General features: G+C 58.6%; 20 protein-coding genes and 1 tRNA gene. 17 read left to right on the top strand and 4 right to left on the bottom strand.

The window, feature by feature from the left end; translation table 11 throughout:
- Positions 1–2 precede the first annotated feature (2 nt).
- From dapB to greA, 4 genes are all read left to right on the top strand, one after another.
- Entirely contained in the window at positions 3–803 is an 801-nt protein-coding gene (gene dapB / locus QPL96_RS03945) for a 4-hydroxy-tetrahydrodipicolinate reductase (RefSeq protein ID WP_303285714.1), read from the top strand.
- Positions 804–1,135: 332 nt separating this feature from the next.
- Positions 1,136–2,266, top strand: coding sequence for a glutamine-hydrolyzing carbamoyl-phosphate synthase small subunit (gene carA, locus QPL96_RS03940; protein WP_303285713.1), 1,131 nt, complete (start codon positions 1,136–1,138; stop codon positions 2,264–2,266).
- An 80-nt stretch (positions 2,267–2,346) separates the two neighbouring features.
- Entirely contained in the window at positions 2,347–5,565 is a 3,219-nt protein-coding gene (carB, locus tag QPL96_RS03935) for a carbamoyl-phosphate synthase large subunit (protein ID WP_303285712.1), read from the top strand.
- A gap of 4 nt (positions 5,566–5,569) precedes the next feature.
- Entirely contained in the window at positions 5,570–6,049 is a 480-nt protein-coding gene (gene greA, locus QPL96_RS03930) for a transcription elongation factor GreA (protein ID WP_303285711.1), read from the top strand.
- Between the two features lie 130 nt (positions 6,050–6,179).
- On the opposite strand, the gene yhbY is transcribed toward greA, so the two are convergent.
- Positions 6,180–6,491 carry a ribosome assembly RNA-binding protein YhbY gene (gene yhbY, locus QPL96_RS03925; protein ID WP_303285709.1) on the bottom strand — a complete coding sequence of 104 codons (312 nt, stop codon included), beginning with the start codon at positions 6,489–6,491 and terminating at the stop codon, positions 6,180–6,182.
- A gap of 382 nt (positions 6,492–6,873) precedes the next feature.
- Between yhbY and ftsH the strand changes: the two genes are divergently transcribed.
- The 13 genes from ftsH to pnp all read left to right on the top strand — a co-directional run bounded on the left by ftsH (position 6,874) and on the right by pnp (position 21,580).
- Positions 6,874–8,817 (top strand): ATP-dependent zinc metalloprotease FtsH, encoded by a 1,944-nt coding sequence (ftsH, locus tag QPL96_RS03920; RefSeq protein ID WP_303285708.1) that lies wholly within the window; start codon positions 6,874–6,876, stop codon positions 8,815–8,817.
- A 93-nt stretch (positions 8,818–8,910) separates the two neighbouring features.
- Positions 8,911–9,741, top strand: a complete 831-nt coding sequence (gene folP / locus QPL96_RS03915) for a dihydropteroate synthase (protein WP_303285707.1) — start codon at positions 8,911–8,913, stop codon at positions 9,739–9,741.
- Positions 9,741–11,084 carry a phosphoglucosamine mutase gene (gene glmM, locus QPL96_RS03910; RefSeq protein WP_303285706.1) on the top strand — a complete coding sequence of 448 codons (1,344 nt, stop codon included), beginning with the start codon at positions 9,741–9,743 and terminating at the stop codon, positions 11,082–11,084. Before folP ends, glmM begins: the two co-directional genes overlap by 1 nt.
- Positions 11,085–11,159: 75 nt before the next feature.
- Positions 11,160–11,918, top strand: a complete 759-nt coding sequence (gene tpiA / locus QPL96_RS03905) for a triose-phosphate isomerase (protein ID WP_303285705.1) — start codon at positions 11,160–11,162, stop codon at positions 11,916–11,918.
- A gap of 24 nt (positions 11,919–11,942) precedes the next feature.
- Positions 11,943–12,323, top strand: a complete 381-nt coding sequence (gene secG / locus QPL96_RS03900) for a preprotein translocase subunit SecG (protein ID WP_117618408.1) — start codon at positions 11,943–11,945, stop codon at positions 12,321–12,323.
- Positions 12,324–12,330: 7 nt separating this feature from the next.
- Positions 12,331–12,415 (top strand) — tRNA-Leu (locus QPL96_RS03895).
- 320 nt (positions 12,416–12,735) lie between these two features.
- Positions 12,736–13,197 (top strand): ribosome maturation factor RimP, encoded by a 462-nt coding sequence (rimP, locus tag QPL96_RS03890; protein ID WP_303285703.1) that lies wholly within the window; start codon positions 12,736–12,738, stop codon positions 13,195–13,197.
- Between the two features lie 54 nt (positions 13,198–13,251).
- Complete coding sequence (gene nusA / locus QPL96_RS03885) at positions 13,252–14,745, top strand: transcription termination factor NusA (RefSeq protein WP_303285702.1); 1,494 nt, start codon at positions 13,252–13,254, stop codon at positions 14,743–14,745.
- Positions 14,746–14,763: 18 nt separating this feature from the next.
- Positions 14,764–17,310: a translation initiation factor IF-2 gene (gene infB, locus QPL96_RS03880; RefSeq protein ID WP_303285700.1), complete on the top strand. Its 2,547-nt coding sequence runs from the start codon at positions 14,764–14,766 to the stop codon at positions 17,308–17,310.
- Between the two features lie 25 nt (positions 17,311–17,335).
- Positions 17,336–17,761, top strand: coding sequence for a 30S ribosome-binding factor RbfA (gene rbfA / locus QPL96_RS03875; RefSeq protein ID WP_303285698.1), 426 nt, complete (start codon positions 17,336–17,338; stop codon positions 17,759–17,761).
- Complete coding sequence (truB, locus tag QPL96_RS03870; RefSeq protein ID WP_303285697.1) at positions 17,758–18,699, top strand: tRNA pseudouridine(55) synthase TruB; 942 nt, start codon at positions 17,758–17,760, stop codon at positions 18,697–18,699. Before rbfA ends, truB begins: the two co-directional genes overlap by 4 nt.
- A 77-nt stretch (positions 18,700–18,776) precedes the next feature.
- The gene (rpsO, locus tag QPL96_RS03865; RefSeq protein ID WP_303285696.1) at positions 18,777–19,046 is read left to right on the top strand and encodes a 30S ribosomal protein S15; all 270 of its coding nucleotides are present in this window, start codon (positions 18,777–18,779) and stop codon (positions 19,044–19,046) included.
- A 398-nt stretch (positions 19,047–19,444) separates the two neighbouring features.
- On the top strand, positions 19,445–21,580 hold the full coding sequence (gene pnp, locus QPL96_RS03860; protein ID WP_303285695.1) for a polyribonucleotide nucleotidyltransferase: 2,136 nt from the start codon (positions 19,445–19,447) through the stop codon (positions 21,578–21,580).
- Between the two features lie 31 nt (positions 21,581–21,611).
- Here the strand turns inward: pnp and QPL96_RS03855 are convergent, their stop codons facing one another.
- From QPL96_RS03855 to QPL96_RS03845, 3 genes are all read right to left on the bottom strand, one after another.
- The gene (locus tag QPL96_RS03855; protein WP_303285693.1) at positions 21,612–22,535 is read right to left on the bottom strand and encodes an alpha/beta hydrolase; all 924 of its coding nucleotides are present in this window, start codon (positions 22,533–22,535) and stop codon (positions 21,612–21,614) included.
- On the bottom strand, positions 22,505–24,370 hold the full coding sequence (locus QPL96_RS03850; protein ID WP_303285692.1) for a DUF4105 domain-containing protein: 1,866 nt from the start codon (positions 24,368–24,370) through the stop codon (positions 22,505–22,507). Before QPL96_RS03850 ends, QPL96_RS03855 begins: the two co-directional genes overlap by 31 nt.
- 90 nt (positions 24,371–24,460) lie before the next feature.
- Positions 24,461–24,925, bottom strand: a complete 465-nt coding sequence (locus QPL96_RS03845; RefSeq protein WP_303285691.1) for a DUF3015 domain-containing protein — start codon at positions 24,923–24,925, stop codon at positions 24,461–24,463.
- Positions 24,926–25,319: the final 394 nt, after the last annotated feature.

The following is a 25,319-nucleotide window of genomic DNA, read 5'->3' as shown; positions in this document are numbered from 1 at the left end:
GCATGAGGGTAGCGATCATCGGCGCCGCCGGGCGCATGGGAAAAGTCCTGATCGAAGCCGTTGACGGCATTGAAGGCCTTGAGCTGGGTGCCGCCGTCGTCGAGCCGGGCAGCAGCCTGATCGGCGCCGATGCCGGAGAAATGACCGGCATCGGTAAAACCGGCGTGAAAATGGCTGGCAGCCTGATCGATGTGAAGAACGATTTCGATGTGCTCATCGACTTCACCTTCCCGGACCTGACCCTGGAAAACGCCGAGTTCTGCAGGGACAACGGCAAGAGGCTCGTAATCGGCACCACCGGCCTGTCTGATGCCGAAAAGCGACAACTGGCCCTGGCCGCCGAATCCACGCCGGTGGTGTTCGCGCCCAATATGAGTGTCGGCGTTAATGTCGTCCTAAACCTGCTGCGCACCGCCGCTGCGACCCTGGGTGACGACTATGACGTCGAAATCATCGAGGCTCATCACCGCCACAAGAAAGACGCGCCCTCCGGCACCGCCCTGCGCATGGGCGAAGTCGTCGCTGATGCGCTCGGACGCGACCTTAAAGAATGCGCCGTCTACGGTCGCGAGGGTTTCACTGGTGAGCGCACCCGCAAGGAAATTGGTTTTGAGACCATTCGCGCCGGTGATGTAGTCGGTGATCACACCGTTTTGTTCGCCACTGAGGGTGAGCGTATTGAGGTGACCCACAAGGCCAGTAGCCGGATGACCTTTGCCAAAGGGGCGATGCGGGCGGCGTTGTGGCTGAAGGATAAGCCTGCAGGGCTTTATGACATGCAGGATGTGCTGGCGCTGAAATAACAGCTAACTCCGAGGCAGCCGGCCAGTTATCTTTTTCGGGAATGTCTGAGGCCATGGATAGCCTGCGCCAAGCGCACATGGATGTGCTCGTAGCGTTTCCCGGAAAAGATAACTGGTCCTCTGCCGGTGATTCGGGGGAAGGATTTCAGATGGACACAAACCGCCATATTTTTTACAATAACGCGGTTTGACTGCACCAAGCGTACCTTTGCACAAAGTTTCTGAAAAAGCGGGACCGAGTTAAGACTCCGTCTCGCTTTTTTGCAACCTGAATTTGCGCTTGCGTTCCTGTTCGTGACGAACCGATACGCCACTCGATGAGGATACAAGCCTTGAGCACACCAGCAATCCTTGCACTCGCAGACGGAAGCCTGTTCTACGGCAGCGCCATTGGCGCCGACGGAGAAACCAGCGGTGAAGTGGTGTTCAACACCGCCATGACCGGCTACCAGGAAATCCTGACCGATCCGTCCTACTCCCGCCAGATCGTTACCCTGACTTACCCGCATATCGGCAACACCGGTGTGAACGAAGAAGACGTTGAGTCAGGCCGCATCCAGGCCGCCGGCCTGATCATCCGCGATCTGCCTCTGCTGGCCAGCAGCTGGCGCAGCAAGGGGACCCTGGACGACTACCTGCGAAGCAACAACATTGTTGGAATCGCCGACATTGATACCCGCCGTCTGACCCGTATCCTCCGGGACAAAGGCTCCCAGAACGGCGCCATCGTTGCGGGCAAAAACGCCAGTGCCGAGCGAGCGCTGGAGCTGGCCAAGGCCTTCCCCGGCCTCAAGGGCATGGATCTGGCCAAAGAAGTTACCTCCGACAAGATCTGGTCCTGGAACGAGACCGAGTGGACCCTGGGCGAGGGTTACGGTGAGCGGAAAGAGTCCCGGTTCAAGGTGGTTGCCTGGGATTACGGTGTGAAGCTGAACATCCTGCGCATGCTCGCGTCCCGTGGTTGCGACATCACCGTGGTGCCGGCCCAGACTCCGGCGTCCGAAGTGCTGGCGATGGATCCGGACGGAGTGTTCCTGTCCAACGGCCCCGGTGACCCGGAGCCCTGCGATTACGCCATCACCGCCATCAAGGAAGTGCTGGAAACCGAGATCCCGGTCTTCGGTATCTGCCTGGGTCATCAACTGCTGGCCCTGGCCAGTGGTGCCAAAACCATGAAAATGGGCCACGGCCACCACGGCGCCAACCATCCGGTGCAGGATATTGCCAAAGGTACAGTGATGATTACCAGCCAGAACCACGGGTTTGCCGTGGATGAGGCAACACTGCCGGCCAATGTCGAGGCGACTCACAAGTCCCTGTTTGACGGCACCTTGCAGGGCATCCGCCGGACCGACAAGCCGGCCTACAGCTTCCAGGGTCACCCGGAAGCCAGCCCCGGTCCCCATGACGTGGCGCCGCTGTTTGACGAGTTTATCCGCCTGATGGAGGGGCGATCAGCCTGAGGCTGATTGCCCCGGAAAACTCACGGGCGCCGCGTGTTGCGCTGCCAGAATTCAAAAGTTGCTGACAGGTTTACCAAGACATGCCAAAACGTACCGACATCCAAAGCATCCTGATCCTGGGCGCGGGCCCCATTGTGATCGGGCAGGCCTGCGAGTTTGACTACTCCGGAGCCCAGGCCTGCAAGGCGCTGCGCGAAGAGGGTTACCGGGTTATCCTGGTCAACTCCAACCCGGCCACCATCATGACCGACCCGGTGATGGCCGATGCCACCTACATCGAGCCGATCACCTGGAAGACCGTTGAAAAGATCATCGAGAAAGAGCAGCCGGACGCCCTGCTGCCCACCATGGGTGGCCAGACCGCACTGAACTGCGCGCTGGATCTGGAACGCCATGGCATCCTGGAAAAGCACGGCGTGGAAATGATCGGCGCCAACGCCGACACCATTGATAAAGCCGAAGACCGCGACCGCTTCGACAAGGCCATGAAGAAGATCGGCCTGGAGTGCCCCCGGGCCACCATCGCCCATTCCATGGACGAAGCCTGGAAAGTGGCCGATGACATTGGCTTCCCGTGCATCATTCGCCCGTCCTTCACCATGGGCGGCTCCGGCGGCGGCATTGCCTACAACCGTGACGAATTCGAGGAAATCTGTACCCGGGGCCTGGACCTGTCGCCGACCAACGAACTGCTGATCGACGAATCCCTGATCGGCTGGAAAGAGTACGAGATGGAAGTTGTCCGTGACAGGAACGACAACTGCATCATTGTCTGCGCCATCGAGAACTTCGACGCCATGGGTGTCCACACCGGCGACTCCATCACCGTGGCCCCGGCCCAGACCCTCACCGACAAGGAATACCAGATCATGCGTAACGCCTCCCTGGCGGTGCTGCGTGAGATCGGTGTGGAAACCGGCGGCTCCAACGTCCAGTTCGGTATCAACCCGGACACCGGACGCATGGTGGTGATCGAGATGAACCCCCGGGTGTCGCGATCCTCCGCCCTGGCCTCCAAGGCTACCGGCTTCCCGATTGCCAAGGTCGCCGCCAAGCTGGCGGTGGGCTATACCCTGGACGAGCTGCGCAACGAAATCACCGGCGGCGTCACCCCGGCCTCGTTTGAGCCGTCCATCGACTACGTGGTCACCAAGATTCCCCGGTTCACCTTCGAGAAGTTTCCCCAGGCCGACGCCCGCCTGACCACCCAGATGAAATCCGTGGGGGAGGTCATGGCCATCGGCCGCACCTTCCAGGAGTCTCTTCAGAAAGCCCTGCGCGGTCTGGAAGTGGGTGCCGATGGGTTTGACGAGAAGCTGGAGGAGCTGGAATCAGAAAACGCCCGCGAAACGCTGACCCGTGAACTGAACGTTCCCGGCGCAGAGCGGGTCTGGTACATCGGCGACGCCTTCCGGGCCGGCATGAGCGTGGACGATGTCTTTGCCCACACCCATGTCGACCCCTGGTACCTGGTGCAGATTGAAGACCTGATCCTGGAAGAGCAGGCGCTGAAGAGTGCCGGCAAGGCCGACATCGACCAGGCCACCCTGTTCCGCCTCAAGCGCAAGGGCTTCTCCGATGCTCGCCTGGCCAAGCTGCTGGGTATCTCCGAGGTGAGCCTGCGCAAGCTGCGCCACGAGCTGGACATCCGCCCGGTGTACAAGCGGGTGGACACCTGCGCCGCCGAGTTCGCCTCCGACACCGCCTACATGTATTCCACCTATGAGGAAGAGTGTGAGGCGGACGCCAGTGATCGCGAAAAGATCGTGGTGATCGGTGGCGGCCCCAACCGGATCGGTCAGGGCATCGAGTTCGACTACTGCTGTGTGCACGCGGCCCTGGCCATGCGTGAAGACGGCTATGAAACCATCATGATCAACTGCAACCCGGAGACCGTGTCCACCGATTACGACACCTCCGACCGGTTGTACTTCGAGCCGATCACCCTGGAAGACGTGCTGGAAATCATCCACGTTGAAAAGCCCAGGGGCGTGATCGTCCAGTACGGCGGCCAGACTCCGCTGAAGCTGGCCCGTGGCCTGGAGGCGGCCGGCGTGCCCATCATCGGTACCAGCCCGGATGCCATCGACCGCGCCGAAGACCGGGAGCGATTCCAGCAGATGATCACCCGCCTGGGCCTGAAGCAGCCGGAAAACGCCACCGTGCGCAGCCACGAGGAAGGCATCCTGGCGGCGCGGGAAATCGGCTACCCGCTGGTGGTGCGTCCGTCCTATGTTCTGGGCGGCCGGGCCATGGAGATCGTCTACGATGAGGAAGAGCTGGTGCGCTACATGCGCAACGCCGTGCTGGTCTCCAACGACAGCCCGGTGCTGCTGGACCACTTTCTGAATGCCGCCATCGAGGTGGACATCGACGCCATCTCCGACGGCAAGGACGTGGTCATCGGCGGCATCATGCAGCACATCGAGCAGGCTGGCGTTCACTCCGGCGATTCCGCCTGTTCGCTGCCGCCGTACACCCTGTCCCAGCAGGTTCAGGACGAGATGCGCGATGCGGTCAGGAAAATGGCCATTGAGCTGGATGTGGTGGGGCTGATGAACGTGCAGCTGGCCTGGCAGGACGGTGAGATCTACGTGATCGAGGTGAACCCGCGCGCGTCCCGGACCGTGCCGTTCGTGTCAAAGGCCATCGGTGTGTCCCTGGCCAAGGTGGCGGCCCGGGTGATGGCTGGCAAGACCCTTAAAGAACTGGAGTTCACCCAGGAAATCATTCCGCGTTACTACGCGGTGAAAGAGTCTGTGTTCCCCTTCAACAAGTTTCCGGCGGTGGACCCGATCCTCGGGCCGGAAATGAAGTCCACCGGTGAGGTCATGGGCCTGGGTGACAGCTTTGATGAGGCCTTTGCCAAGGCCGCCCTCGCAATCGGTGAGCGCTTGCCGGCCAAGGGAACTGCGTTCATGTCGGTGCGCGACGTGGACAAGCCCGGTGCCGCGAAAGTTGCCCGTGACCTGGTTGAGGCCGGTTTCAAGGTGATTGCTACTACCGGTACCGCCAAAGCCCTGAAAGAGGCCGGAATCGAGGTTGATCGGGTGAACAAGGTCCGTGAAGGTCGTCCGCACATTGTGGATGCCATCAAGAACGGCCAGGTTCAACTGATCATCAATACCACCGAAGGTCGCAAGGCGATTTCCGACTCGGCCCAGATCCGCCAGTCGGCGTTGCAGGCCAAGGTAACCTATACAACGACACTGGCGGGGGGCGAAGCCTTTTGCCGGGCCATCAAGTTTGGCCCGGAGCGCACTGTACGCCGCCTCCAGGATCTTCATGCAGGAAAATGAGACTATGGCTGACAGAGTACCGATGACAAAGGAGGGGGAGAGTCGCCTCCGCCAGGAACTTCAGAAGCTGAAGTCCGAAGATCGTCCCCGGGTGATTGCGGCCATTGCCGACGCCCGGGAGCACGGCGACCTGAAAGAAAACGCGGAATACCATGCCGCCCGGGAGCAGCAAAGCTTTATCGAGGGCCGTATCCAGGAAATCGAGGGCAAGCTGTCGGGCGCTCAGGTAATTGATATCACCACCATAGAGAACACCGGAAAGGTGATTTTTGGCACCACTGTCCATCTGCTCAACATGGACACGGATGAGCAGGTCATCTACAAGATCGTTGGTGACGACGAAGCCGACATCAAGGCAGGGAAGTTGTCGATTTCCTCACCCATCGCCCGGGCCCTTGTTGGCAAGAGTGAGGGGGATGTGGTCGCGATTCGCGTGCCGTCTGGTACCGTGGAATACGAGATCGAGGAAGTTGAGTACGTCTGATCAACCGATGCGGTGTGGAGTCGGGGTCAGATGAAAGCTTTCATCTGACCCCATGTTCACGCTTACGCCCGAAAAAGCCGGCTCGGATTTTCCCGGCCGACTTTTTGTTTCTGCTTTCCCTGGCGCCGGATCAGTGCTTGTGACGCAGCAGGTTGGACAGCTTGGGGTTGGGTTTCTTCGCGCGGCGCAGGATCACGGCGATTTTGCCGATGGTCTGGACCAGCTCGGCGCCGGAACTCTCGCAAAGTGCCGCGACGGCTTCCTGCCTTGCTTCGCGATCCTGGTTTGCCACCTTGATCTTGATCAGCTCGTGATCGTTCAAGGCGCGCTCCAGTTCTTCCTGGAGTCCCCCGGACAGGCCTTTGTCACCAACAATAATGACAGGTTTCAGGTTGTGGGCTATGGCCCGGTATTCCCGGCGCTGTTCCGGTGAAAGACTCATGATGTAATCTCTTTATCGGTGTAATTAACAAAAGGTCAGCAGCAGAGGCGCCAACTTGAACGTATACTCGGGGGATTGTATCAGATCGTCCGGTCGTAAAAACGGTCGTTAACATGTGGCGAAGCGGTCGTGGGTAGGATAAGGAACAATCGGGTGGCTACCGGGTCAAAAGCGCCGGGAAGTCGGGTTGCGGGCGGGTGTTGCTGTTGTAATTTCAGAGTTGGCGCCCACTATTAGGGTAAGGCTACCGCTGGTACGAAGATCTGTACGTCTGCGGCCGATACGGATGGGCCGTTTCTGGTGGACGGGCGTACAATTGGTGTAAGGTGTCTGAAAAGGGTGCTTTCGAAAGGCCAACCCTTCAATTCACAGGTGATGATCCTTGAACGATATGGCAAAAAATCTGGTTCTCTGGCTAATTATAGCCGCCGTGCTGCTGATGGTGTTTCAGAATTTTTCTCCCACCACCACCGGCCAACAAGTCAATTATTCCCAGTTTGTGGAGATGGTCCAGCAAGGGCAGGTCAGTCAGGTCACAATCGATGGGCTGGAGGTTCAGGGTACCCGTGGCGACGGCTCCCAGTTCCAGACAATCCGTCCCCAGGTGTCTGATAACAAGCTGATGGACGATCTTCTCGCGAACAACGTTGAGGTTATTGGTAAACAGCCTGAGCGCCAGAGCCTGTGGACACAGTTGCTGGTGGCCGCGTTCCCGATACTGATCATCATCGCGCTGTTTGTCTTTTTCATGCGGCAGATGCAGGGAGGTGGCGGCGGCAAAGGCCCCATGTCCTTCGGCAAGAGCAAGGCCCGTCTGATGAGTGAAGATCAGATCAAGACGACCTTCGGTGACGTGGCCGGTGTTGATGAGGCCAAGGAAGACGTCAAAGAACTGGTGGACTTCCTGCGGGATCCCAGCAAATTCCAGCGTCTTGGCGGCAGCATTCCCAAAGGTGTTCTGATGGTGGGTCAGCCGGGTACCGGTAAGACCCTGCTCGCCAAAGCCATTGCTGGTGAAGCCAAGGTGCCGTTCTTTTCCATCTCCGGTTCCGACTTCGTGGAAATGTTTGTGGGCGTGGGTGCATCCCGGGTTCGCGACATGTTTGAGCAGGCCAAGAAGCAGAGCCCGTGCATCATCTTTATCGACGAGATCGACGCCGTCGGCCGCCATCGTGGCGCCGGTATGGGGGGTGGTCATGATGAGCGCGAGCAGACCCTGAACCAGTTGCTGGTTGAGATGGATGGCTTTGAAGGCAACGAAGGCGTTATTGTCATCGCCGCCACCAACCGCCCCGACGTTCTGGACCCTGCGCTGTTGCGCCCGGGCCGTTTCGACCGTCAGGTGGTCGTTGGCCTGCCGGACATCATCGGCCGCGAGCAGATCCTCAAGGTGCACATGAAGAAGGTGCCCCTGGCGGATGGTGTAGAGCCGGCTCTGATCGCCCGTGGCACACCCGGATTCTCCGGTGCTGACCTGGCCAACCTGGTGAACGAAGCCGCCCTGTTTGCGGCGCGTCGTAACCAGCGCCTGGTGTCCATGGAAGAGTTCGAGCTGGCCAAGGACAAGATCATGATGGGCGCCGAGCGTAAGTCCATGGTCATGAGCGAGAAGGAAAAGCGGAACACGGCTTACCATGAGTCTGGCCATGCCATTGTCGGCCGGCTGATGCCGGAACATGACCCGGTTTACAAGGTCAGCATTATTCCTCGCGGCCGTGCGCTGGGTGTGACCATGTTCCTCCCTGAAGAGGATAAGTACAGCCACAGCAAGCGTTTCCTGATCAGCTCGATCTGCAGTCTTTTCGGTGGCCGTGTTGCCGAAGAGCTGACCCTTGGGTTTGATGGCGTTACCACCGGTGCGTCCAATGACATCGAGCGGGCGACCAGCCTGGCCCGCAACATGGTGACCCGCTGGGGGCTGTCCGAAAAGCTTGGGCCGCTTCAGTACGATACCGACAGTGAAGAGCCGTTCCTTGGCCGCTCTGCCGGCCAGGCCCAGACAGTGTACTCGCCGGAAACCGCCCAGCGGATTGACGAAGAAGTCCGGAATATCATCGACACCTGCTACGAGAAGGCCAGGAAGATCCTGATCGATAACCGTGACAAGCTGGACATGATGGCCGATGCGCTGATCAAGTACGAAACCATTGATCGTCACCAGATCGACGACATTATGGAAGGCCGAACGCCTCGTCCGCCGAAAGGTTGGGGAGACAGTGGTCCTGCCGGTGGCGTGAAAGCCGATGAGCCTGAAGTGGCGCCTGAGCCTAAAGTATCCGGCGACAGTCGTCATCCGGGTGTCGGCCGGCCTGCCGGAGAGCACTGACTCTTCCGGCCTGCCGGCCAGGAAACGCTGTAACTCCCTACGCCGCCCGGAATCCGGGCGGCGTTTGTTTTGCCGGTCTGAAAAAGGTTTGCCATGAAAATGTATTTTGCCGGGCGGGAGCTGGATATGTCCCGCTGTCACGTAATGGGGATTTTAAACGTAACGCCGGATTCCTTCTCCGATGGAGGGAGGTTCAACCGGCCTGGCGTGGCTCTCCGGCGGGCCAGGCAAATGCTGGCCGATGGTGCGACATTTATCGATATCGGTGGTGAGTCGACCCGTCCGGGGGCGGCGCCAGTGTCGGTGCAGGAAGAGCTGGATCGGGTCTGCCCGGTGGTTGAAGCGGTTGCCCGCGAGCTGGATGCCGTAGTCTCGGTGGACACCAGTGCGCCGGAGGTAATGGCGGAAGCAGCGAAACTCGGGGCAGGCCTGATTAACGATGTGCGTGGACTTCAGCGGGAAGGCGCGGCGGAGGTGGTCGCCCGGGCTGCCATACCCGTGTGTATCATGCATATTCAGGGCGAGCCGGACACCATGCAGGATTGTCCGGAGTACCGGAATGTCCGCCGGGAGGTGAGTTCGTTTCTCTCGGCGCGAGTGCGTGTAGCCGAAATGGCCGGCGTTCGTCCGGAGAATATTCTGCTCGACCCGGGCTTCGGCTTTGGCAAGAGTCTCGAGCACAACCTGCAACTGCTGGCTTCCCTTGAGCAGATGCATATCCTCGGGCACCCGCTGCTGATTGGGGTTTCCCGGAAGTCCATGCTCGGCCATATCACCGGACGGGATGTGAATGAAAGGTTGCCCGCGAGTCTCGCGGCCGCGACAATATCCGCCATGAAAGGTGCCAGCATAATTCGCGTGCACGATGTCAGGGAAACTGTGGACGCCGTCCGTGTGGTGACGGCAGTGAAGGAGGCAGGTTAATGTCCGAAAGAAAATATTTTGGCACCGACGGCATCCGCGGCCGTGTCGGTGAGTTTCCGATTACCCCGGAGTTCATGCTCAAGTTGGGCTGGGCCGCAGGTCAGGCGTTCAAGCGCGATGGTCATCGCAACAGTGTCTTGATTGGCAAGGACACCCGCCTCTCCGGCTACATGTTTGAATCCGCCCTGGAGGCCGGGCTTTCAGCCGCCGGTGTTGATGTAAAACTGCTTGGCCCGATGCCGACACCGGCCATCGCCTATCTCACCCGTACATTCCGGGCCTCGGCCGGTATCGTGATCAGTGCATCCCATAACCCCCATCACGACAATGGCATCAAGTTTTTCTCGGCTGACGGCACCAAGCTCGATGACGCCCTGGAAGCGGAAATCGAGCGTTGGCTGGACATGCCGATTCAGGTGTGTGAGCCGGCGGAACTTGGCAAGGCCTTCCGGGTGGACGATGCCCCGGGCCGGTATGTGGAATTCTGCAAAAGTACCGTGCCGAACGAATTCACCCTGGATGGCATGAAAATCGTGCTGGACTGCGCCCACGGTGCCACGTATCACGTTGCCCCTAAGGTATTCAGTGAGCTTGGCGCCAGGGTGTCAGTGATTGGCGCCGACCCCGATGGCCTGAATATCAATCTGAACGTCGGCTCTACCCATCTGGAAGCGCTGAAGGCAGCTGTTGTTGAAAAGGGGGCGGATCTTGGCATCGCTTTTGACGGCGACGGTGACCGGGTGCTGATGGTGGACCGCGACGGCTCCGAAGTGGATGGCGATGAACTTCTCTACGTGATTGCCTCCCAGCGCTTTGCGGAGGGCTGCCTGAAAGGCGGGGTTGTCGGCACCCTGATGACTAATCTTGGTGTCGAGCTGGCACTGAATGAGATTGGCATCGAATTCGAGCGCGCCAATGTCGGTGATCGCTACGTAATGGAGCGTCTGGTGGCCAACAACTGGGTACTCGGCGGTGAAGGCTCGGGTCATATGGTTATTCGTGACTGCACGAGTACCGGAGATGGGATTGTCTCGGCGTTGCAGACTCTGCTGGCGGTCAGAAAGTCGGGGAAGACGCTTTCCGACATCCGTCTGGGCATGAGCAAGCTGCCTCAGAAGATGATTAACGTGCGTGTCAGCCAGCGTTTCGATCCGTTCAGCCGGGACGACATTGTTGCTGCGGTGCAAAAGGCCGAATCTGATCTGGGCCGCTCCGGGCGAATCCTGCTCAGGGCCTCTGGAACTGAGCCGTTGATCCGGGTTATGGCCGAAGGGCAGGACGCAGAGGATATCCTGCGGGTTGTTGAGGAACTGGCGAGAGTGGTGGAGAATTCTGCCGCTTAATTTTGTGTTTTCAGGCGGTTGTCTGCCGGGAGGGAGTGCTGTATAGTTCGCCCTCCCTCACGTCCGGGAACTGTTATGCGCCGTAAGATCGTAGCCGGAAACTGGAAAATGAACGGGTCAAGAGACCTGGCCCAAGCGCTGGTAGGCTATGTGCGATCCCAGGTCGAGTCTATTGATAATGGTGTTGAGGTTGTTATCATTCCTCCCGCAATTTATATCGGAGATGCGGCCTGCCTGGCCGGTGATGCATTGGCATTGGGTATTCAGAGCGTTGGGCAGTGGGAATCCGGAGCCTATACCGGTGAGATTTCCGCTGGGATGGCAAAAGATCAGGGTTGCCGTTACGGTCTGGTGGGCCACTCTGAGCGTCGACAGATCTTCGCTGAAACCGACGACATGGTGGCCGCAAAAGTTGAGCGCCTCATTGGCAATGATCTTGACGCCATCGTCTGTGTCGGTGAAACCCTTGAACAGCGGGAGGCTGGCGAGGCGGAGTCGGTTGTTGCAGGTCAGGTCCGGAAAGGGCTGGCGGCAGTGACACCGGATCAGTGGTCGCGTGTTATCGTTGCTTACGAGCCCGTATGGGCTATTGGTACCGGCAAAACAGCCAGCGCGCAGGATGCCCAGGCCATGCATGCGTCGATCCGGAAAGTGCTGGCAGGGATGGGTGCCCCGGCGGAAGAGATATCGCTGCTTTACGGAGGCAGCGTAAAAGCGGATAATGCAGCCGCGCTTTTTGCCGGGCCGGACATTGACGGTGGTTTGATCGGCGGAGCGTCTCTGGTAGCAGAAGAATTTGTAAGTATTTGCCGGGCGGTTCCGGCAGGTGCCTAAAGTTAAAGGTTCGCGAGAGTCGTTATGGATTGGTTAGAGACACTGGTTGTTGTTGTGCACGTGGTGATCGCGGTGGCGCTGGTGGGTCTGGTGCTGATCCAGCAGGGCAAGGGGGCTGACGCAGGGGCTGCCTTTGGTGGGGGCGCCTCTCAGACAGTGTTCGGCAGCCAGGGTAGTGGCAGTTTTCTGACCCGCTTTACGACCCTGCTCGCTATCGTATTTTTTGTAACAAGTTTCTCGCTGGCGGTCTTTGCCAAGCAGCGCGCCGAGTTGGCCGGGGAAGCAGGTATTCCTGTAGTCGAGGAATCCGCTGCCACCGCACCGGCTGACAGTGCCGCTGGAAATGGTAAGGCTTCCTCCAGCGAAACCGGGGGCGGGGAGTCTGGTCTCCCTGAGCTCGAGTAAGAATGTTGCCCGGGTGGTGAAACTGGTAGACACGCTATCTTGAGGGGGTAGTGGCGAAAGCTGTGCCGGTTCGAGTCCGGCCCCGGGCACCATATAGAAGAAAAGCGGCTTGGACTCTCCAGGCCGTTTTTTTGGTCAGTCCTTGACCACTCTGCCTGGCGTCTCTATACTCCGGCGGAGATTGGGACCTGCCGCGTGGTGCTGGCGGGTTTCTGGCAGGCCAGGTGTCTGTCAGCAGGAAGCGGTACATCGGTTTGCTTCCTGCGAGTTCTTGCAACAAAAGGCCCCATTATTCGGGGCTTTTTGATTAAGGGGCCTGGCGCAAAGGGCCCTGGTGCATAAAAAGGGCTGATAAAACAGCCCTTTTTTTGTTTCCGGGGCCGGTAAAATCTGATAACGGAGAAGGCGTAACTTGTCAGCCAAGCTTAAACAACTGGAAGACATTCTTCGGCCTGTCATTGAGGGTCTGGGGTATGAGTTCTGGGGCATTGAATTCCGCTCACAGGGTCATCAATCCCTGCTGAGAGTATTTATTGACGATGCCGCGAACGGTATCGGAATCGGGGACTGTGAAAAAGTCAGTCGCCAGATCAGCGGTGTGATGGATGTGGAGGATCCCATCCAGACCGAATACACACTGGAGGTTTCATCCCCGGGGATGGATCGCCCGCTGTTTCGTCTGGAGCAATACGAAGCCTTTGCCGGCCACCAGGTTCAGATTCGTCTCCGGATGGCATTTGAAGGGCGCCGGAAGTTCCAGGGGCTGATCAAGGGCATCGAAGGGGATGATGTGGTGGTTGTTGTTGATGACCACGAATATCTGTTGCCTTTTGACGGCATCGAAAAGGCCCACATCGTACCGGTATTCGAATGAACGATATTAAAAAGTCAGTGGACGCACAGTTTATGTTGAGGGCAGGGCAATCCAATGAGTAAAGAGATCTTGCTGGTGGTTGAATCCGTCTCGAACGAGAAAGGTGTCGAGAAGGATGTGATTTTCGAAGCGATCGAGCTGGCACTGGCCACCGCGGCGAAAAAACGCTTTGATGACGAAGAGGCGGATATCCGGGTTTCGATCGACCGGAAAACCGGAGAATATGAAACCTTCCGTCGTTGGCTGGTTGTGGACAACGATGCGGTTCCTGCACTGGGTACAGAACTCACGTTGCAGGAAGCCGAGGAAATCGACAAGGCGCTGAAGCCGGGCGATATTCATGAAGAGAAAATTGAGTCCGAGGCGTTTGGTCGGATCGGCGCCCAGGCTGCCAAGCAGATTATCTTCCAGAAGGTCCGTGAAGCTGAGCGCATGAAAATTGTCGACAGCTACCGTGACCGTGTTGGTGAGCTGGTGTCTGGTACGGTCAAAAAAGTGACTCGTGACAATGTAATTGTCGATCTGGGCAGCAACGCCGAGGCGCTGTTGCCCCGGGAGCACCTGATCCCCCGGGAAACCTTCCGTATGGGCGACAGGGTGCGCTCCCTGCTTCTGGAGATCCGTACCGACCATCGCGGCCCCCAACTGATCCTGAGCCGTACCGCAGCGCAGATGCTGATCGAGTTGTTCCGCATTGAGGTTCCGGAAATCGCGGAAGAGCTGATCGAGATCCGTGGTGCCGCCCGGGACCCTGGCTCCCGGGCCAAGATCGCAGTAAAAACCAATGATCGCCGCATTGATCCGGTTGGCGCCTGTGTTGGTATGCGCGGTTCCCGCGTTCAGGCCGTTTCCAACGAGCTCGGTGGTGAGCGTGTCGACATCGTACTCTGGGACGATAACCCGGCCCAGCTGGTGATTAATGCCATGGCCCCGGCGGAGGTTGCGTCCATCGTAATGGACGAGGACCGGCACACCATGGAAGTGGCGGTGGCGGAAGACAATCTGGCCCAGGCGATTGGCCGGAACGGCCAGAATGTTCGCCTGGCGACCGAACTGACAGGCTGGACCCTGAACGTGATGACCGAAGAGGAAGCCGGTGAGCGTCAGGAGCAGGAGTACAATCGACTTGTAGAGCATTTCACTGGCAACCTGGATATTGATGAAGAGTTCGCCGGTGTGCTGATTGAGGAAGGCTTTACCTCGATCGAAGAGGTGGCCTATGTGCCAATGGAAGAGATGCTGTCGATTGAAGGTTTTGATGAAGAGACTGTCGCCGAGCTGCGCCGCCGTGCCAAGGACGTCCTGCTGAACCAGGCCCTGGCAAGCGAGGAGGCGCTTGAGGGTGCCGAGCCGGCGGAGGATCTTCTTGGTATGGACGGCATGGACCGCAGCCTGGCGTTCAGGCTGGCTGGCATGGGTGTGCGCACCATGGAAGATCTGGCAGAGCAGTCGGTAGACGACCTGCTCGAGATTGAAGGTATGGATGAAGAGCGTGCGGGTCAGCTTATCATGACCGCACGTGCCCCCTGGTTTGAAGACCAGGCTTAATTCGGGAGGAGGACCAGTATGGCTGAAGTAACGGTAAAACAACTGGCCGAAGATGTAGGCGCTCCCGTGGATCGTTTGCTGAAGCAGATTGTGGAGGCTGGCCTGAAGGCCCGCTCCGAAAGTGATTCTGTCTCCAGCGATGAGAAGCAGCAGTTGCTGACCTATTTGAGGAAGACCCACGGTGAGGCCGGTGCCGAGCCGCGCAAGATTACCCTGAAGCGCAAGACCACCACGACGCTCAAGGCGGGCAAGGCAAAAACCGTCAATGTTGAGGTTCGCAAGCGCCGCACGTACATCAAGCGGGCTGAGCTGCAGCCTGAAGCTGAGGCACCTAAACCCGAAGAGCTGATGGCAGAGCAGCCGCCGGTGGAAGACGCGCCAAAGGCAACTGCCGAGCAGGTGCCACCGGCGGAGGCTGAGAAGTCGCCCCCGGCTGAGGCAGCGACACCGGAAGGGACTGCGCAGCAGGAACCGGCCGAGAAGGCAGAGCCGAAGAAAGCAGCAGAGCCGGCGCCGGTTCCCGCTCCGGACGATATTCCCTTGCCACCGCCTGAGGGCGAGGGCAAGGATCGCAAGCCAAAGAAAAAGAAAGAAAAGGTTCGCGAACGCAGCGACGAGATCGAAGAAGGCAAGCCCAAGAAAAAGCAGGCTGGCCATCGCGGTCCTCGTGCTCGCCCGGTGGAAGAGCCACTGGTTATCTCCGAAGACGAGGAAGATACCACATTGCGTAAGCCGCTGCGTGCGAAAAAGAAACCCAAAGAGAAGCGTCATGGCTTCGAGAGGCCGACCAAACCAATGGTCAGAGAAGTAGAGATTCCGGAAACGATCAGCGTAGGCGACCTTGCCCAACGCATGGCGGTCAAGTCGGCTGATGTCATCAAGACCCTGATGGGTATGGGCGTTATGGCCACCATCAATCAGGCACTGGACCAGGAAACGGCCGTTCTGGTGACTGAAGAACTGGGACACACACCCAGGACAGTCAGCGATGACGCGTTTGAAGAGGAGGTTCTGAGCGAATTCTCCTTTGAGGGCGGCGAGAAGAGCAAGCGCGCTCCGGTTGTGAGTGTGATGGGTCACGTTGACCATGGCAAAACGTCACTGCTGGACTACATCCGTCGTACCAAGGTGGCCTCCGGCGAATCCGGTGGTATTACCCAGCACATTGGTGCTTACCACGTCGAAACGGATCACGGCATGGTGTCCTTCCTGGATACGCCGGGCCACGCTGCATTTACGGCGATGCGTGCCCGTGGTGCCCAGTGCACCGATATCGTGGTCCTGGTGGTTGCAGCCGATGACGGTGTGATGCCCCAGACCAGGGAAGCCGTCCAGCATGCCCGTTCAGCCGGTGTGCCCCTCGTGGTCGCGATGAACAAGATGGATAAGGAAGAAGCCGATCCGGATCGCATCAAAACCGAGTTGGCCGGTATGGAAGTGATTCCGGAAGACTGGGGCGGTGATGTCCAGTTTGTACCGGTCTCCGCTCATACCGGTGCGGGCATCGACGATCTGTTGGAAGCTCTGCTGCTGCAGGCCGAAGTTCTGGAGCTGCAGGCGGTAACGGACGCCCCGGCCAAAGGGGTTGTGGTCGAGTCCAGTCTTGAGCGTGGACGCGGCTCCGTTGCAACCGTGCTGGTTCAGAACGGTACCCTGCGCCAGGGTGACATGGTTGTGGCCGGTGGCTACTTTGGTAAGGTCCGGGCCATGACCGATGAAGCCGGCAAGCAGGTCAGGGAAGCTGGCCCCTCCATCCCGGTCGAAATCCTCGGTCTGAACGGAACACCAGATGCCGGTGACGAATTCTTCGCAGTTGCCGACGAGAAGAAGGCCAGGGAGCTGGCCGAGTTCCGCCAGACCCGCGAGCGGGAGCAGCGTCTCCAGCGCCAGCAGGCGGCGAAGCTCGAAAACCTGTTCGAGAATATGGGCAAGGACGAGGTCAAGACCCTCAATGTGGTGCTCAAGACCGATGTTCGTGGATCTCTGGAAGCCATTACCAAGGCCTTGCAGGACCTTGGTAACGATGAGGTCCAGGTCAAGATTGTGTCCTCCGGCGTAGGTGGTATTGCCGAGACCGACGTCAGCCTGGCCATGGCAACCAGCGCCGTTATCTTTGGCTTCAACGTTCGTGCCGACACAGCGGCCAAACGCCTGGTTGAGCAGGAAGGTCTGGATCTGCGCTACTACAGCATCATCTACAACCTGATTGATGATGTGAAGGCCGCCCTGACGGGCATGCTGGCACCGGAATTCCGTGAAGACATTGTCGGCATTGCCGATGTTCGCGACGTCTTCCGCTCGCCGAAGTTTGGCCAGGTGGCCGGCTGCATGGTGACCGAAGGTACGGTCTACCGTAACAAGCCGATCCGGGTTCTTCGGGACAACGTGGTTATCTTCGAGGGTGAACTGGAATCCCTGCGCCGCTTCAAGGACGACGTTCCTGAAGTCCGTAATGGCTTGGAGTGTGGTATCGGCGTTAAGGGTTACGACGTGAAAGTCGGTGACCAGATCGAAGTATTTGATCGCGTCCGGGTCGAGCGCAAGCTTGAGTCCACCGGCGCATGATGCGCCTGAGGTTAAGGGGAGCCTGATGCCGAGAGAGTTCAGCCGGATTGATCGCATTGGTGATCAGATGCAACGGGAACTGGCCCAGCTCATCCAGCGGGAAGTCAAAGACCCGCGGGTGGGCATGGTTACGGTAAATGCAGTCAAGGTCAGCCGTGACCTTGGCTACGCCGATATCTATGTATCCCTGCTTTCCACCGAAGAGCTGACGGAGGCCTCTCCGGAAGTAAAAGAGTCTATCGCTGTTCTCAACAAGGCGTCGGGCTTTCTTCGCGGACAAGTGGGGCGTGCCATGAAGCTGCGGGTCGTACCGCAGCTCCGGTTCCATTTTGATGCTTTGCAGGGCTATAGCCGCAAGATGGACAACCTCATTCGCGAAGCGGTTGGTGACAAGCCCGCCGTGGACCGTGATGAAGGTGAAGGCAAGGACGATGCGGAGTCTAACGCTTGAGTCGCAGACGCAAGGGCCGTGACGTCAACGGTATTTTGGTGATCGACAAGCCGCAGGGTGTCACCTCCAATGGCATTCTGCAGCAGGTCAAACGCCTGTTCGGTGCGGCCAAGGCGGGCCACACCGGTGCGCTGGACCCGCTGGCCACCGGCGTGTTGCCGCTGTGTTTCGGTGAGGCTACCAAGTTCTCCCAGATGATGCTGGACAGCGACAAAGCCTACGTTGCCACCGCACGGCTCGGGATCAGCACCGAAACCGGCGACAGTGAAGGGACCATCGTTGCCGAGAAGCCGGTGCCGGCAGGTCTTTCCCCTGAGGCGCTGGAGCCGGTTCTGGACAGGTTCCGGGGCGACATCCTGCAGGTCCCCTCCATGTATTCGGCGCTTAAACACAAGGGGCGCCCGCTCTACGAATACGCCCGGGAAGGCATTGAAGTGGAGCGACCGGCGCGGCCAGTCACCCTCTACGAACTGACACTTCTGGACATTCGTGAGAATGAGCTGGACATCGCCGTCAGTTGCACCAAGGGTACGTACATTCGCTCACTGGTTGAGGATATTGGCGAAGCCCTCGGTTGTGGCGCCCATGTATCGGCCCTGCGCCGTACCATGGCTTCGGGGTTCACCCTGGCCAATGCCCATGTGGCCAAAGACCTGGAGGCCATGCGAGAGCGTGGTGAAAGCCTGGACGGCCTTCTGGTCGCTCCGGATGCCGCGTTGTCCATGTTCCCGGAGCACCATCTGGCGGGGCCGGCGCTGGTATCGATATTGAACGGACAACCGGTTAGAATACCGGGTCACGCCCATGAAGGCTTCGTGCGCCTCTATGCAAGAGAGTGCCGCAATGAGGGTTTTGTCGGGCTGGCGGAAGCATTCCCGGAAGGTGAGGAGACCAGTCTGGTCCCCCGCCGACTGGTGAAGAGCAGCGGCAAGCCGTAGGCGCAACGCTGTTTAGCCGGGCTGTAGAGATGCGCGGTTCGGCCGGATCTGAAAGCATCGCAACAATGAGGTGAGTTATGGCACTTTCTGCCAATGAGAAAGCACAGATCGTTAATGATTTTCAGCAAGGTGATGGCGATACCGGTTCCCCTGAAGTTCAGGTTGCACTGCTGAGCGCCAACATCAACAAGCTGCAGGATCACTTCAAGGCCAACAAGCAGGATCACCATTCCCGCCGTGGCCTGATCCGGATGGTGAACCAGCGCCGTAAGCTGCTGGACTACCTCAAGCGCAAGAACGCTGACCGTTACCTGGAGCTTATCCAGCGTCTGGGTCTGCGTCGCTGATCCGGGTCTTTACGACCTGAGGGCTGGGCCGGTAACGCCGGTGGCAGTCTTCAACCAGCAGGTCCTTTGCGGGGCTTGCTGGTTGTGCTTGTCTCGCACTGCAGTTGTATTGTCCGTGGCACCGAAGGATTCCTTGTCGTAATGGAAAGCCGAAATTGATAGCAGGTTGTTGAAAAAACCCGGGCCCGGCGGCCTATGGAATTGCCGCCCGACAGACCGGGGTTTTGCAACAGCCTGTTAGCTTTCAGACGGGTTGCCCTTCGGATCACATCACATCATCTGCAGAACAGCGTGAATTCGGGGTATGAACCCGGGGTCAGATGAAAGCTTTCATCTGACCCCTTATTCGAAGCTTTCGACCCCGTCTTCGCGATCTATCCAATCTATATGAAGAATTAATGCAGGAGTTTTTTGTGGATCTGAAACCTTTCAAGAAATCGTTTGAGCTTGGCGGCAAGACCGTCACTCTGGAAACCGGCCGTATTGCCCGCCAGGCCACCGGTTCGGTACTGGTAACCGTTGATGATATTTCAGTGCTCGGTACTGTTGTCGGCGCCAAAGAAGCCAAGCCTGGCCAGCCGTTTTTCCCGCTGACTGTGAACTACTTCGAGAAGACCTACGCCGTGGGCAAAATCCCCGGTGGGTTCTTCAAGCGCGAAGGTCGTCCTTCCGAGAAGGAAACCCTGACGTCCCGCCTGATCGACCGCCCGATTCGTCCGCTGTTCCCGAACGGCTTCATGAACGAAGTTCAGGTGATTACCACGGTTATGTCCTCTAGCAAGAACCAGGACCCGGATATTGCCGCGATGCTGGCCGCCTCGGCGGCGCTGTCTATCTCCGGCATCCCGTTCGATGGCCCAATCGGCGCGTCCCGCGTTGGTTACACCAACGAGCGTGGCTACTTCCTGAACCCGACGTTCGAAGAGTTGCAAACTTCCCTGCTGGACATGGTGGTGGCCGGTACTGAAGACGCGGTTCTGATGGTTGAGTCTGAAGCCAAAGGCCTGACTGAAGACCAGATGTTGGGTGGTGTTCTGTACGCCCATCAGGAAATGCAGGTGGCCGTAGCCGCAATCAAGGAATTTGCCGCTGAAATCGGCAAGCCGCGCTGGGACTGGCAGCCAGCGGCCGAGAACACGGAGCTGCTGAATGCCATCAAGGCCGAGGCCTCCGCAGCCATCGAGGAAGCTTACGGTATTCGCGACAAGATGGAGCGCTACGCGCGTCTGGGCGAAATCAAGACGGCACTGGTCGAAAAACTGGCTGGCGACGAGGAAGGTCAGCCTTCCGCGGATGAAGTTAAAAAGTATTTTGGCAAGGTGGAGAAAGCCATCGTTCGTCATCAGGTTCTCGAGGGCAAGCCCCGCATCGATGGCCGTGACAACAAAACCGTCCGTCCGATCGAAATCGAAGTGGGTGTTCTGCCCAGCGTTCACGGTTCCGCCCTGTTTACCCGTGGCGAGACCCAGGCCATCGTGACCACTACGCTGGGTACGTCCCGCGATGTGCAGATCATTGATGCCCTGGAAGGCGAGCGTAAAGACCCGTTCCTGTTCCACTACAACTTTCCTCCCTATTCGGTTGGTGAAGCAGGCCGTGTTGGCACCCCGGGCCGTCGTGAGGTTGGTCATGGTCGCCTGGCCAAGCGTGGTGTTTTGGCGGTTATGCCAACTCTGGAAGAGTTCCCGTATGCAATCCGTGCGGTTTCCGAGATCACTGAATCCAACGGTTCCAGCTCCATGGCTTCGGTCTGTGGTTCCAGCCTGGCGCTGATGGATGCGGGTGTGCCGATCAAGGCACCGGTTGCCGGTATTGCCATGGGTCTGGTCAAGGAAGGCGACAAGTTTGCGATTCTGACCGACATCCTGGGTGACGAAGATCACCTGGGCGACATGGACTTCAAGGTTGCTGGTACTCAGGACGGCGTGACTGCCTTGCAGATGGATATCAAGATCAACGGCATCACCGACGAAATCATGGAGCTTGCTCTTGAGCAGGCGCTTGCAGCGCGCCTGCACATTCTGGGCGAGATGAACAAGGTTATCTCCGCTCCCCGCGCCGAGCTGTCTTCCCGTGCGCCGAGCATCACCACCATCAAGATCAATCCGGAGAAGATCCGTGACGTTATCGGTAAGGGCGGTTCCATGATTCGCTCCATCTGTGACGAAACCGGTGCTTCCATTGATCTGGATGACGACGGTAACGTGAAGATCTACGCGGATAACCAGGAAGCAGCCCAGGCGGCGGTGAACCGGGTGAAGGAAATCACTGCGGAGATCGAGGTTGGCGCAATCTACAAGGGCCGTGTTGAGCGCATTGTGGACTTCGGTGCCTTCGTCAATATCCTGCCTGGCAAGGATGGTCTGGTGCACATTTCCCAGATTTCTGATCGCCGCATCGAGAATGTGACTGACGAGCTGAGCGAAGGTCAGGAAGTTCTGGTGAAGGTGCTGGATGTCGACAATCGTGGTCGGGTCAAGCTGTCCATGAAGGAAATCAAGGAAGGCGACCAGCCGACCGATTTCTCTGCCTGATCACCATGAAGACGGGGTCAGATGAAAGCGTTCATCTGACCCCTTTTTTATGTTGCCCCGTCGGGGTCAGATGAACGCTTTCATCTGACCCCATATTCACAAGCACCGCCTTCCTGTAAGCCGGAATCACAAACGTCGCCCCATGAGGCGTATCCGTCTGCAAAAACTCTTTCGGTTCCTCTGCAGCCTCATAAAGCGCTTCACCGTGGCGAAAAGGAATGACTCCATCCCGAACGCTGTGGATGATCATGACCGGAACCGGGCTGATGCTCGCCATCCGGTCAATGCCTTCGTAGTCGGCAGGAATGGTCCAGCTCAGCGGAATCTGGAACGGCCAGGTGAGCCAGAAGGCGTCGAGTTTTTCCCGGGCGATTTTGCGGAACCCTGAAAACGTGCCGTCGAGGATCACGCCGTTCAGCCGGGGTTGCTCCTCGCGCCGGGTCCATTCGCCGGCGAGGGCTATGCCCAGTGCGCCGCCAAGGCTTTGGCCGAGGATGTAAACTGGTCGGTCGCCCACGTCAGGTCTTTTAGTCAGCCAGCGCAGGCCGGTTTCGGCGTCGTGGAGGGCGCCTTCGATGTCCGGGTCGCCGGTGGATTTGCCATAGCCCCGGTAGTCGATGGTGAAGACGTTGTAGCCTTCCTGGGGCAGCCAGGCCACGTTGAGGATGTGGCTGCTAATGTTCTGGGCGTTGCCATGGAGGAAGTAGACGGTTCCCTTGGCATCGTTCTCGGGCGCTTCCGCGGGCAGCCACCAGCCGTGCAGGGTTTCGCCGTCGGCGGTGTCGAGATAGATGTCCTGGTAGCTGAGGTTCAGACGGTCCGGGGTGATGTAGGTGGCCCGGTCCGGATAAAAGAAGAGGCTGCTGCAACCCGACAACATAAGAATTGCCACCCAAAGCCCGATAAACCGGGCCGTGCTGGCGGTCAGAAGTAAGCGTGGAGTCCGGTTTGCCATGTGCTTTGGTACCTGTCGAAGTGGTCTTCACGGCTGAACTCGGCAAACAGGCTGAATTCATGGCCGAAGTGCCAGTTGGCTTTGGCGTACAGCTGGTCCTGGCGATGCTGGCTGCTGAGGATCCAGGCCTTGGTTTTGGCACCGGCAAGCACGCTGAAGCGGTTGTTCTGGTGCAGCAGCCCGACATCGGCGCCCGGGGCGGCATCGTAACCACGGCGCAGGTCGTCGTCGATTTCCAGGTCGGCGGTGGCGATGGCAAAGGCCTGGGTCTGGTGGCCGAGGCGCCAGCTTCCGCCGGCGCCGCCCTCAAGGTATGGGGTCAATACCCGGTTGTTGCCTGTGTCGGTACGCCGGGCACCAAAACCCACCTGCCAGGAAAGCGGCGAAAAGAAGGCGTTTCGGGGGCTCAGCGAGCGGATTTCCACGCCGGTGAGCTGTTCCAGCTGGAGCTCATTGTTGTCGGTATAAAGTCGGGCGTCCAGTCTCAGGAATTGCAGCTGGGCTCCGGTGCGGTAGCCGGCGGGCGGGTCCAGCAGATCATGATAGGCGGGCCTTAACGTGAGCTGAGTGAACTCCCGGTGTGCCTGCTGGCCGGTGCCAACACTCAGGCGGAAGGTGTCGTGGCCCTGGTCATCCCTTACCAGGGGCTCAACAGGCTCCGGTGGGGGCGGCACATCGCGGATACGGCTGCGCTCTCGCAACAAGTCGTGAGACAGGGGTGCGGCGATTTCGCGGGGCCAGCTGTCGGCTTCACTCTTGTAGCGAACATAATCGTAGGTGGCATCCAGGACATGGGCCCGCTGCTCCGGCGGCAGGGAGGCTACTTCTTCGGCATTTGCGTCAACATAGCCATTGGCGATAGCCGCCGCGAGTGTCTGATGGTCATTGGGCAGGGTGGCGAGGCTATAAGCCACCGACGTGGCGGCCGAAGGCCGGTAATACACGTCGCTGACCAGGTTTTTGTCCACCACCCAGCGCACCGTGTCCGAGGGGATTGCGTGCGTGTTCACTTCGCCCAGAAGGTCTGTGCCCGGTCGGGCGATATCAATCAGAGCCAGCAGGCGATAGGCGCAATTTTCGTCAAAGAAGTAGTAATCGAAATTCCGGTTCCGAATCTCCCAGGCGTGGGCGACCATCATGTCCACTTCGTCCTGGGTGAGGTTCAGTTTGTATTCCCACAGGTCCCGGTGTTCGATGTCGGAATACAAGCGGATTTTTTCGTAGTAGGGCTGGATCGTAGTAATGCCGGGGTAGCCACCAAAAATACCCTTGTAGGCAAACAGGAGTTCGCTGTCGTGAGCGGCAGCGTCAGCGGCATAAGAAATCGTGTTGGCCAACAGCAGGTTGGTTTCGTCGTCGTCCTGGGGTGGGTCCAGGCGCAGGAAGGTGTGACCGAACATGGAAGAGGGGCTGTTCAGGTAAGAGGCGGCGAACACCAGGGTGACCGTCTCTGTGTTCAGGGTTTCCGACCATTCCTGATAACCCGGGCAATCAATATCCGGTAACGACAGGTCCAGTTTTTCCCGGAGCCAGGTTTCCCGTGCAGGGAACTGGCAGCGGGCGTGCTCATCGCCTTCACCGGGCCTCTGGATGGCTTCAAGGGTTGCCTTCAGCTCCGCCTTTGGTGAGTACTTGCCGCCATCGCTCAGAAAGAATGCCGGATCGTCTGCCTGGCTGGTGTAGCCGTCGCCAAAAGCGTCGGGCTGATAGTGAACAAGCGTCAGCCAGGCCGGGTCAAGATGAAGGTCGGGTTTGCTTTCAGGTGTTTTCGCCTGGATTGGCAGGCTGACTGCGAGCCAGATCAGAGCTGGCCCAATGCGAAGCATGTTGCCCATGGGTGTGTGCTGTATCCGGGGTTGAACGGTCGTAGAGGGTGGAGCGATGCGCCGTCCCTGGCGCACGAACATCCTTTTAATAGATCCGGATCAGGCCGTCACGTACTTGCTGAGCGACTCACTCTTTTCCAGCAGGGCGACGATGGCATCGACAGCTTCGCCGGAGGTGGTGTCAGAGCTCGGGAAAATGGTGGCGAAGTTGTCCTGCAGCACCTTCCGGAAGGTGTCACGGTCAACCTCGTCTACGCCCAGCAGGACGGCCAGGGTATCCAGGTTTTCGCCACCACCGCGAGACATGTCCCGGGCGACCTTGTCGATGTTGCTGTCCATGTACATGGCCATGGACTGGACAGCCTGGTTGGTCTGACAGCCGAGTGTGCCTGTGGTCATGCCAAAGGTCTGGTTACCAAAGGTTGCGTTGGTGGTTGCGGCCAGTACATGGGGGGCAATGCCGGACTGTCCTTTCCAGATCATGGCACCGACACCGCAGCCCGGTTGGGCAAAGGCCACGGAGGAGGCACCCAGAAGAATTGCACCTGCGATCAGTTTTTTCATTATCCACTCCTTTGTGTGGTTTATAGCTGTCGTCGCAATACACAATGCTGCCTCTGACGCAGGGCAGCATTGCGAAAACGGCCCTGGCTGGTCTTGTGGAGACAGGTTGACCGTTGGTTTGAGTATAGTTGATATCCAGCCCGTGCAAGTTTAAAGATTGGTGAGTATCTGATTTGGCCTGAAAAACAGGAGAAAAGTGATCACACGTTCATGTTTACTTTTTGGCTTGTCTGGGTCATTTAACGCCCCTAGGACTGGATTTTCTGAGCCAGCGCTGGTACTTTTCCCGCAGTTGTTAATCGGTAGCTCAACCAGGGATGTGGTTGGCACAAGGTTGCCGGAAACAGGACATCACCATACCTTCAGGGATTGAAGATATGCCCCAGGCAAGTGG

The organism is Marinobacter sp. SS8-8, from assembly GCF_030540945.1.
Classification (GTDB): domain Bacteria; phylum Pseudomonadota; class Gammaproteobacteria; order Pseudomonadales; family Oleiphilaceae; genus Marinobacter.
This window is presented reverse-complemented; position numbering and strand designations above follow the sequence as displayed.

What these genes read in the sequence shown, in the direction of transcription:
- dapB (WP_303285714.1), top strand. Translation starts at nt 3, where the DNA reads ATGAGGGTAGCGATCATCGGCGCCGCCGGGCGCATGGGAAAAGTCCTG.
- rpsO (WP_303285696.1), top strand. Translation starts at nt 18,777, where the DNA reads ATGGCACTTTCTGCCAATGAGAAAGCACAGATCGTTAATGATTTTCAG.
- yhbY (WP_303285709.1), bottom strand. Translation starts at nt 6,491, where the DNA reads ATGAGTCTTTCACCGGAACAGCGCCGGGAATACCGGGCCATAGCCCAC.
- QPL96_RS03855 (WP_303285693.1), bottom strand. Translation starts at nt 22,535, where the DNA reads ATGGCAAACCGGACTCCACGCTTACTTCTGACCGCCAGCACGGCCCGG.
- glmM (WP_303285706.1), top strand. Translation starts at nt 9,741, where the DNA reads ATGTCCGAAAGAAAATATTTTGGCACCGACGGCATCCGCGGCCGTGTC.
- pnp (WP_303285695.1), top strand. Translation starts at nt 19,445, where the DNA reads ATGCAGGAGTTTTTTGTGGATCTGAAACCTTTCAAGAAATCGTTTGAG.
- nusA (WP_303285702.1), top strand. Translation starts at nt 13,252, where the DNA reads ATGAGTAAAGAGATCTTGCTGGTGGTTGAATCCGTCTCGAACGAGAAA.
- QPL96_RS03850 (WP_303285692.1), bottom strand. Translation starts at nt 24,370, where the DNA reads ATGGGCAACATGCTTCGCATTGGGCCAGCTCTGATCTGGCTCGCAGTC.
- QPL96_RS03845 (WP_303285691.1), bottom strand. Translation starts at nt 24,925, where the DNA reads ATGAAAAAACTGATCGCAGGTGCAATTCTTCTGGGTGCCTCCTCCGTG.
- tpiA (WP_303285705.1), top strand. Translation starts at nt 11,160, where the DNA reads ATGCGCCGTAAGATCGTAGCCGGAAACTGGAAAATGAACGGGTCAAGA.
- folP (WP_303285707.1), top strand. Translation starts at nt 8,911, where the DNA reads ATGAAAATGTATTTTGCCGGGCGGGAGCTGGATATGTCCCGCTGTCAC.
- infB (WP_303285700.1), top strand. Translation starts at nt 14,764, where the DNA reads ATGGCTGAAGTAACGGTAAAACAACTGGCCGAAGATGTAGGCGCTCCC.
- secG (WP_117618408.1), top strand. Translation starts at nt 11,943, where the DNA reads ATGGATTGGTTAGAGACACTGGTTGTTGTTGTGCACGTGGTGATCGCG.
- rbfA (WP_303285698.1), top strand. Translation starts at nt 17,336, where the DNA reads ATGCCGAGAGAGTTCAGCCGGATTGATCGCATTGGTGATCAGATGCAA.
- greA (WP_303285711.1), top strand. Translation starts at nt 5,570, where the DNA reads ATGGCTGACAGAGTACCGATGACAAAGGAGGGGGAGAGTCGCCTCCGC.
- carB (WP_303285712.1), top strand. Translation starts at nt 2,347, where the DNA reads ATGCCAAAACGTACCGACATCCAAAGCATCCTGATCCTGGGCGCGGGC.